This window comes from Arthrobacter sp. JCM 19049 (assembly GCF_001310435.1).
This window is the reverse complement of sequence record NZ_BAXF01000087.1, coordinates 1-7,140: the sequence shown is the minus strand read 5'-3', so window position 1 is coordinate 7,140 and position 7,140 is coordinate 1. Positions and strand designations below refer to the sequence as shown.

Here is a 7,140-nt window from a genome sequence, read left to right as displayed (position 1 = left end):
CCCACGCGACAGCGGCTGAGCGCCGAGCGGGGTAGAAGCGCGAGCTGGTGTCACCCAGCGAGGCCAGGATCCGGCCCTGCGGGTCCATCAGCACGGCCGAACCGTAGTGCACGGACTCGATCGTCTCTCCGCGGGTCACCGCCGCGACCGGAACGTGCCCGGGCAGCCCGGAGGCCGCCAGTTCCTGCAGGGAGGGGTGGCTGGGTGGCCGCGGCCTGCTCGGTCGCGGACTGGCTGGAAGGCGGTGGGGTCATGGCGTCCTGGTTCACTTCATCCTGGTGGGCTTGCGGTGGCTTGTTCGGTGGCTGGTTCACGGGGTGCTGCGCACGATCAGCGAGACGGCCTGCTGGACCTTGCTCAGGTGCTCACCCATGGCTGCTCCTGCCGCGTCCCCGTCGCCGGATGCGATCGCCTCGACGATCAGCCGGTGCTCCAGGTTGGAGGGGCCGCGGCGGCCGGTGACCAGGTTGACGGTCTCGGACTGGCGGGCCATCGCATCACGGATGTCCCCCACCACCCGGTCGAAGACCGAGTTGCCGCTGGCGCGGGCCACGGCGGCGTGGAAGGCGGCGTCCAATTCCACCCACGCGGCGGCGTCGTCTTCGACTTCCATCTGCTCAATCAACCCGCGCAATCGTTCGAGGTCCTCCTCGGTGCGCCGGTCGGCGGCCAGTCGGGCGGCCGGGATTTCGATGTGGGGCCGGGCCTCGTAGAGGTCGGAGGAGGAGAACCCGCCAAGGACCAGTTCCCGGTTGGGTCGGTGGGAGACCACGAAGGTGCCGCGTCCGGTTTCGGTGCGGGTCAGGCCCAAGGCGGCGCAGGAGCGCAGGGCCTCGCGGATCACCGAGCGGCTGACCGAGTAGTCGGCGGCCAGGCTGGCTTCCGAGCCCAGCTTGCTGCCCAGCGGGATGCGCTGTTCTTCAATGGCGGTGCGCAGGGACTGGAAAACGGCCTCGGAGGCACTGGTGCGGGAGATCGGCTGCTGTCCGGGTGTCCAGCTGTCTGACAGGTTCACGGTGTCGAGTATGACAATGTGATGCTGCATACGTCAAATCTGGCTGTAGAAGTCTGCAAAGACCCAAGTGAACGCGGCTCGCGTGGATGCCCAGCCGCTGCGGACGCCGAGCCGGAGGACTTTTTCGATGGCCGCTGGGGGCAGGGGAGGCGGGCGCTCCCGTGCCGCGTGAAGTGGCTTCACCACAATTACGTGACGCGTCAATGAAAATTTCACCTTGACGGTTTAGGCTGTGCTTGGGTCCTGTTTGGCCGGGGCATAACAGCTGGGCGCGGCATGGAAATCATGTCGGAACCGGTGGTTGCTTCCAGGCCGTCACGGGACCCGGCATCCGCGCTGCCGGTCGTGTCCGGCAGCGCCCTTACCCCGAGGAAAGAGGCGATCCATGAAGACCCGAGCAGCCGTAGCCACGTCCCCACAAACCGACCTGGAAATCCGTGAACTCGAACTTGATGAGCCCGCCCGGATGAACTGCGGGTGCGCATGGTCGCCTCCGGTGTCTGCCACACCGATGCCATTATCCGCGACCAGTGGTACCCGGTCCCGCTGCCGGTCGTCCTGGGACATGAAGGCTCCGGCATCATTGAAGCCGTCGGAGATGACGTTGAGGGATTCAGCGTGGGGGACAAGGTCGTGGTCGGCCCGGCCTACTGCGGCCACTGCGAACAGTGCGTGGCCGGGCACCCCATGTACTGCGTGAACTTCTACGACAAGAACTTCGGCGCCCAGCGCCCGGACGGCTCCAAGGCCTTCTCCGATGAAAACGGTCCGGTTGGCTCGCACTTCTTTGGCCAGTCCTCGTTTGCCGAGTTCACCAACGTCCCGGCCCGCGGTGCGGTGAAGGTGCCAATGAGGTGCCACTGGACATTCTCGGCCCACTGGCTGCGGCATCATGACCGGTTCGGGGGCCGTGCTGAACGTGCTAAAGCCGACCCCCGGCTCCTCCGTGGCGATCTTCGGCACCGGAGCCGTGGGAATGGCCGGAATGATGGCCGCCAAGGCCGCGGGCGCCACCACGATCATCATGGTGGACATCGTCCCGTCGCGGCTGGAACTGGCCAAGGAGCTCGGGGCAACCCACGTGGTCAACTCCAAGGAGACCGACCCGGCCGCGGCGATCAAGGAAATCACCGGCGGCGGTGCCCAATTCGCCCTGGACACCACCGGCGTGCCGATGGTCTTCACCCAGATGTCGAACTCACTGGCGACCCGTGGGCACGGCGCGCTGGTTGGGGCCGCGAAGCTTGGGACGGAGGCCAAGGTGGATATCGGCACCCAGCTGCTGGCCGGGATCAACCTGCATCTGGTCATCGAGGGCGACGCGGTACCCAAGCAATTCATTCCCCGACTGGTCAGCCTGCACCAGCAGGGCCTGTTCCCGTTCGACAAGCTGATCAAGAAGTACGACTTCGCCGACATCAACCAGGCATTCGCCGACTCGGCGAACGGGTCGACGCTGAAGCCGGTCATCACCTTCTAAAGTCCTGAACGCAACGCGGCACGAGGATGGGCGTGGACACCCTTGGTGTCCACGCCCATCGCCTAGTTTGGTTCTCGGCCCGGCCGCCGCTGCGTTAGCTACGCTGATCCCGGCGCAGCGGGTGATCCTCGGGAATCTGTACCAGCACGATGCGGGTCCCGTCCGGGTCCTGGATCCAGGCCTCAATCAGTCCCCACGGTTCGGTGCGCGGCTCGCGCAGCACCTTCACCCCGGCGGTCCTCAGCCGCCGCACCTCCTCGCCCACCTGTCGCACCTGCAGCCACAACTGCAGGGAGGACGGCTCACTGGCGGTGCGCGCTCCGGAAACCTCCAGCAACCCGTTGCCCAGGTGGAAGACCAGGCCCGGTGCGTTAGCGGGGCCAAATTCGCGGGCCACCGCCAGCCCGAGCGTGTGCCGGTAGAAATGCTGGGTGGCCACCGGGTCCACCGGGCGCAGCAGCACCCGGCTGCTCAGGATCTCCATGCTGGGCACTCCAATCAACTCAGGCACCGGACCGGCCAGGGCCCGGCGCCTGCGCGGTGCTGGTTACGGGATGGTGATGACCTGGCCCGCGTAGGTCAGGCCGCCGCCAAAGGCGAACAGCAGGGCCTTGGTGCCCGAGGCAGCGGCTCGTCCGCCATCATCTTGGACAACGCCAGCGGCACCGAAGCGGCCGAGGTGTTACCGGAGTAGACCACGTCGGTGGCCACCCGTGCGTTCGGGGCCCCGATCTTCTCGGCCAGCGGTTCGATGATGCGCAGGTTGGCCTGGTGCAGCACGATCGCACCGATCTCCTCCGGGGCCAGTCCGGCACGCTCGATGATCTGCTTGGCGATCTTGGGCAGCTGGGTGACGGTCCAGCGGTAGACGCTCTGCCCGTTCTGGGCGAACTTGTCGTTGTTCGAGTGCTCAATGCGCACGGCGTCGGACATCTGCGGCACCGAGCCCCACAGCACCGGAGATGCTCTGCTCCTGGGAGGCGGTCACCACCACGGCGCCCGCGCCGTCGGCTGTGAGCACGCAGGTGGTGCGGTCCGTGAAGTCGGTGACGTCGGTCAGTCGTTCGGAGGCGATGACCAGGGCCTTGGTGGCACTGCCGGCCATAATCGCGTGCTGGGCGGTGGCCAGGGCGTGGTTGAATCCCGAGCAGGCGGTGTTCACGTCCATGACGGCCGGGTTCTGCTCCATGCCCAGGGCCAGTGCCACCCGAGCTGCCATGTTCGGGGTGCGGTCCAGCGCAGTGCAGGTGGCCACCACGACCAGATCGATGTCGCTGGCCTCGATGCCCTCCGCGTTGTTCAGGGCCATCTTGGCGGCCTCGGTGGCCATGAAGTCCACGCTTTCACCCTCGCCGGCCCAGCGGCGTTCCTGGATCCCGACGCGGCGAGTAATCCACTCGTCGCTGGTTTCCACCAGCTTTTCCAGCTCGGAGTTCGGCACGATCCGTTCGGGCTGGTAGTGGCCGAAGGAAACAACTTTGCTGCCGGTCATGGAGGGACTCCTACAAATGCGGGGAAAGATTTCTCCCCTTAAGAGTAGTCCGTTGACCGGCTGCGCGCCGTGAGACTACGCACCACGACGGCTGGAGCCGGTACAAGGCAAAGGTGCTTCGCGCCGGCGTACCAACACTTTGCCCAAGAAATGTCTGCTCTGAGAGCTGTCCAAGCGATCCCAGAGTGGTACCACACCCGGGACGACTAGGAGGGGTTGTGGCGATAACAGCGAGTGAAGCGCGTCGTGCTTTGTTTGGGTTGGAGAAGGTCAATCTTGACCAAACGGAAGTTGAGATTGTGTCCAAGCGGGACTCGGCGATCCTAATGTCGAAAGACGAATACGACGCCTTGGTCGAGACAAGCTACTTACTGAGGTCTCCCAAGAACGCACTGCGCCTGCTTGAAGCGTTTCAATCAGCGCAGGAAGGAAAATCAACTGAGCATGGGCTCATTGACCCATGAGCGACAGAGTGCTCGCATGGACTGAAGCGGGATGGGAAGACGATCTCTACTGGCAAACCCAAGACAGAAAAACGCTCAAGCGCATCAACGCGCTGATCGAAGACATCCTGGGCGATGATCCCCCTGAAGGATCGGCAAACCCGAAGCCCTAAAACACGCCTTGGCTGGCGCATGGTTGCGGCGCATCGATGCAGTCAATCGGCTCGCCTATATTGCTGATGACCGCGCAGTGACGATCTTGCAGGCGCGGTATCACTACTAAGTACCCTGAACACGTGAATCAAACAGTGCGTGCGGCGCGCGGTGGTCGTTGAGATTTCAGGGCCGCTCCTGTTCCCGCCTGATCTAGCGCAAGCAGACATCGTTGCGGCGTCTCATCCTCAGCGGCATACTGCTGCGGCATTGGGAGCAGGCGTCGGTGGAAGGTTCCTGAAAGAGCGGTGACACGAGCTACCGCTAGTCTCGGCAAAGCGATATGGTCAAATCACCATAGGAGACGGGCCCGGTCCACGGGATCAGGCCCGCTTCAGTCGCGGAAGCGACGGCCTGCCGGCCGTCCGCAGAACGCAGTAGTGACGTTGACCGGCATCGTTTGCCGGCCCGTCTGGGACAAAGGCAGGAGACAGCATGAGCGAGGAACACGAGCCGGTTGAGGAACGCTGGGTTCTGGTTCGACACGGCGAAACCGCCTGGAATGTGGCCAACCGGCTGCAGGGCCGCAGCGACGTACCGTTGAATTCGACCGGGCGGCAACAGGCCGAACGCGCAGGGTAGAGCTGTCCAAGGAAGGCCCCTGGGATTTAATTGTGTGTTCCCCGCTAGTTCGTGCTCGTCAGACGGCACAAATCATCGCCGATTATCTAGGCTCTGGCAGATCCAAGAAGTCGACGACCTAGTAGAACGTGATTTTCGTGCGGCCGAAGGTCGTTGCACTCGGGGGCTCGCTGCCACTGAGCTTGAAGAGCTGATGGCACAGACCGAACCTGAGGATGAGGTTGTGGTCCGGGCCGTGCGTGCTCTGCGCAAGCTGGTTGCAGAGAACAGTGACTCCCGTGTGGTGATTGTCTGCCACGGGACCCTGATCCGGCTGGTGCTCGGCGCGCTTTCTGACACGCCGCACCCCCACGTGCTGAACGGGCAGATCCTGGAACTGAATACCGACCGATTGCACGAGTTCGTCCAGCAGTAAACGAGGCCCTAGTTCCAGGACGTCCACGGCAGATGGCTGTTGGACTACGAACAACTCTCGCCTTGATCGCGCTGCGCCTTCGTCGGGAGCTACGCGCGACCTTTGAGGATCATGTGCCAATAGATCTGGGGAAAAATCCACCGGTCCATGACCCACTGCCAGCGTCGTTCCTTGGCCATTTTCAATACCGGGTAGGACTTCATGGGCCGGTACTGTTGATCGAACTCGGCAAAGAATGCTGTTCCCCGGCTCAATGTAAAGGGGCACACCGAATACCCGTTGTACGAATGGCGCGGTTCCTTGCCCGCCAGGACGTCCAGCACGTTCAGTGCGACGACCTTTGTCTGCTTGCGCAACGCTCCGCCGGACTTCGAGTTCGAGCTGCCGGCGGCGTCCCCTAGCGACCAGACATTCCGATACCTGCGATGGCGCAAATGTTGATCATCGACATCGACGAATCCCCCATAAGTTTCCGGACGGGGAAGGTCCGTAGCTTTCAACCAGTCAGGGGCTGACTGGGGCGGCACTACATGGAGAAGGTCATAGGAAAGGGTCACCTTTTCTGCTCCGGCGTCCAGGTTCACGGAACGTGTTTCTGCATTGACCGACTCCAAGGTACTTGAGGTGTGCAGTTCAATGCCGTACTCACGGATTTTTCGGTTGAGCTCGGCGTCCACATCAGGCATGCCGAATACTGTGGGGGAGGGAACCACCAGGTGTACTTCAATGTCCGCCAGACGCCCTACAGAACGCCAATAATCGCAGGCCATGTAGGCCACCTTCTGGGCGGCACCCGCACATTTGGCGGGCCCGGGCGGTTGCACAAATACTGCGGTGCCCTTAGACAACCCCTCAATCATTGACCAGGTTCGGGTGACGAGTGCAGGATCATAGTCCGAGCTGCCCGTCACTCCATCCATGGCCTGAGGAAGTCCCGGGATGGCGTTGAAGTCCAGCTGCAGCCCGGGACAGACTATAAGTTGCTTATATTCAACCTGCGTTCCATCTGCCAGCAGCACCGTGTTTTCCTCGGGCTGAACATGGGTGACTCGGTTCTGAATCCACCGCGCCTGCTTGGGCATTACAGAATGCTGGGGGCGGACCGCCTCGTTCATCTTTGCGGCACCAGCGGCAATGTGGGAGAACAAGGGCTGAAAGAAGTGCTGGTCGCGGGGTTCGACAATCGCGACATCCAGCTTGCCTTTGCGCAACATCCTCGCCGCAACTGAAATGCCGGCGTTTCCGCCGCCGATAACCACAACATCATGCTTGACGCTGGACATTTCATCTCCTTCAAGAAGGACCTGGATTGAGATGCACTGTAGCGAAAGCGCAGGGGTTAATGGGAAGAGCCTGGAATGAGTCAGGAAGCACACAGCTGTACGCATCCACGGCGTGAAGATGCGTACAGCATGGAACGGCTTGTAGAGGTGTGTGCTCCGGCTACACCGCGCGCAGCACCACCGCGCTGCCCTGACCGCCGCCGCCGCAGATTCCGGC

11 protein-coding genes and 2 pseudogenes are annotated in these 7,140 nt (G+C 63.0%); 7 read left to right on the top strand and 6 right to left on the bottom strand.

The window, feature by feature from the left end; all coding sequences use genetic code 11:
• Positions 1-139 (bottom strand): asparaginase (locus JCM19049_RS19005; RefSeq protein ID WP_279402592.1); only part of this gene is annotated, 139 nt, incomplete at its 3' end.
• Between the two features lie 171 nt (positions 140-310).
• Positions 311-1,015 carry a FadR/GntR family transcriptional regulator gene (locus tag JCM19049_RS06255; RefSeq protein ID WP_054821145.1) on the bottom strand — a complete coding sequence of 235 codons (705 nt, stop codon included), beginning with the start codon at positions 1,013-1,015 and terminating at the stop codon, positions 311-313.
• A gap of 483 nt (positions 1,016-1,498) precedes the next feature.
• Between JCM19049_RS06255 and JCM19049_RS19000 the strand changes: the two are divergent.
• Together JCM19049_RS19000 and JCM19049_RS18995 are read left to right on the top strand one after the other, a co-directional pair.
• Positions 1,499-1,804: pseudogene (locus JCM19049_RS19000) on the top strand (alcohol dehydrogenase catalytic domain-containing protein); the annotation flags it as partial.
• Between the two features lie 103 nt (positions 1,805-1,907).
• Positions 1,908-2,495: a zinc-binding dehydrogenase gene (locus tag JCM19049_RS18995; protein WP_279402590.1), complete on the top strand. Its 588-nt coding sequence runs from the start codon at positions 1,908-1,910 to the stop codon at positions 2,493-2,495.
• 94 nt (positions 2,496-2,589) lie between these two features.
• Here JCM19049_RS18995 and JCM19049_RS06245 read toward each other — a convergent pair whose 3' ends face one another.
• From JCM19049_RS06245 to JCM19049_RS18985, 3 genes are all read right to left on the bottom strand, one after another.
• Positions 2,590-3,006 (bottom strand): VOC family protein, encoded by a 417-nt coding sequence (locus tag JCM19049_RS06245; RefSeq protein ID WP_279402589.1) that lies wholly within the window; start codon positions 3,004-3,006, stop codon positions 2,590-2,592.
• A gap of 68 nt (positions 3,007-3,074) precedes the next feature.
• Positions 3,075-3,428: a 3-oxoacyl-[acyl-carrier-protein] synthase III C-terminal domain-containing protein gene (locus JCM19049_RS18990; protein WP_279402591.1), complete on the bottom strand. Its 354-nt coding sequence runs from the start codon at positions 3,426-3,428 to the stop codon at positions 3,075-3,077.
• Complete coding sequence (locus JCM19049_RS18985) at positions 3,406-3,987, bottom strand: hypothetical protein (protein WP_279402588.1); 582 nt, start codon at positions 3,985-3,987, stop codon at positions 3,406-3,408. The genes JCM19049_RS18990 and JCM19049_RS18985 overlap by 23 nt, the downstream gene beginning before the upstream one ends.
• A gap of 113 nt (positions 3,988-4,100) precedes the next feature.
• Between JCM19049_RS18985 and JCM19049_RS06235 the strand changes: the two genes are divergently transcribed.
• The 5 genes and pseudogenes from JCM19049_RS06235 to JCM19049_RS18975 all read left to right on the top strand — a co-directional run bounded on the left by JCM19049_RS06235 (position 4,101) and on the right by JCM19049_RS18975 (position 5,640).
• Positions 4,101-4,451 carry a type II toxin-antitoxin system Phd/YefM family antitoxin gene (locus JCM19049_RS06235; protein WP_306420716.1) on the top strand — a complete coding sequence of 117 codons (351 nt, stop codon included), beginning with the start codon at positions 4,101-4,103 and terminating at the stop codon, positions 4,449-4,451.
• Positions 4,448-4,713, top strand: a pseudogene (locus tag JCM19049_RS06230) (Txe/YoeB family addiction module toxin). The gene JCM19049_RS06235 and the pseudogene JCM19049_RS06230 overlap by 4 nt, the downstream one beginning before the upstream one ends.
• A gap of 365 nt (positions 4,714-5,078) precedes the next feature.
• Positions 5,079-5,225, top strand: coding sequence for a phosphoglycerate mutase family protein (locus tag JCM19049_RS18980; RefSeq protein ID WP_279402587.1), 147 nt, complete (start codon positions 5,079-5,081; stop codon positions 5,223-5,225).
• Between the two features lie 2 nt (positions 5,226-5,227).
• Complete coding sequence (locus tag JCM19049_RS23215) at positions 5,228-5,347, top strand: histidine phosphatase family protein (protein ID WP_374700246.1); 120 nt, start codon at positions 5,228-5,230, stop codon at positions 5,345-5,347.
• Complete coding sequence (locus JCM19049_RS18975; RefSeq protein WP_374700245.1) at positions 5,326-5,640, top strand: histidine phosphatase family protein; 315 nt, start codon at positions 5,326-5,328, stop codon at positions 5,638-5,640. Before JCM19049_RS23215 ends, JCM19049_RS18975 begins: the two co-directional genes overlap by 22 nt.
• Before the next feature lie 89 nt (positions 5,641-5,729).
• Here JCM19049_RS18975 and JCM19049_RS06220 read toward each other — a convergent pair whose 3' ends face one another.
• Positions 5,730-6,923: an FAD/NAD(P)-binding oxidoreductase gene (locus JCM19049_RS06220; protein ID WP_054821141.1), complete on the bottom strand. Its 1,194-nt coding sequence runs from the start codon at positions 6,921-6,923 to the stop codon at positions 5,730-5,732.
• Positions 6,924-7,140: the final 217 nt, after the last annotated feature.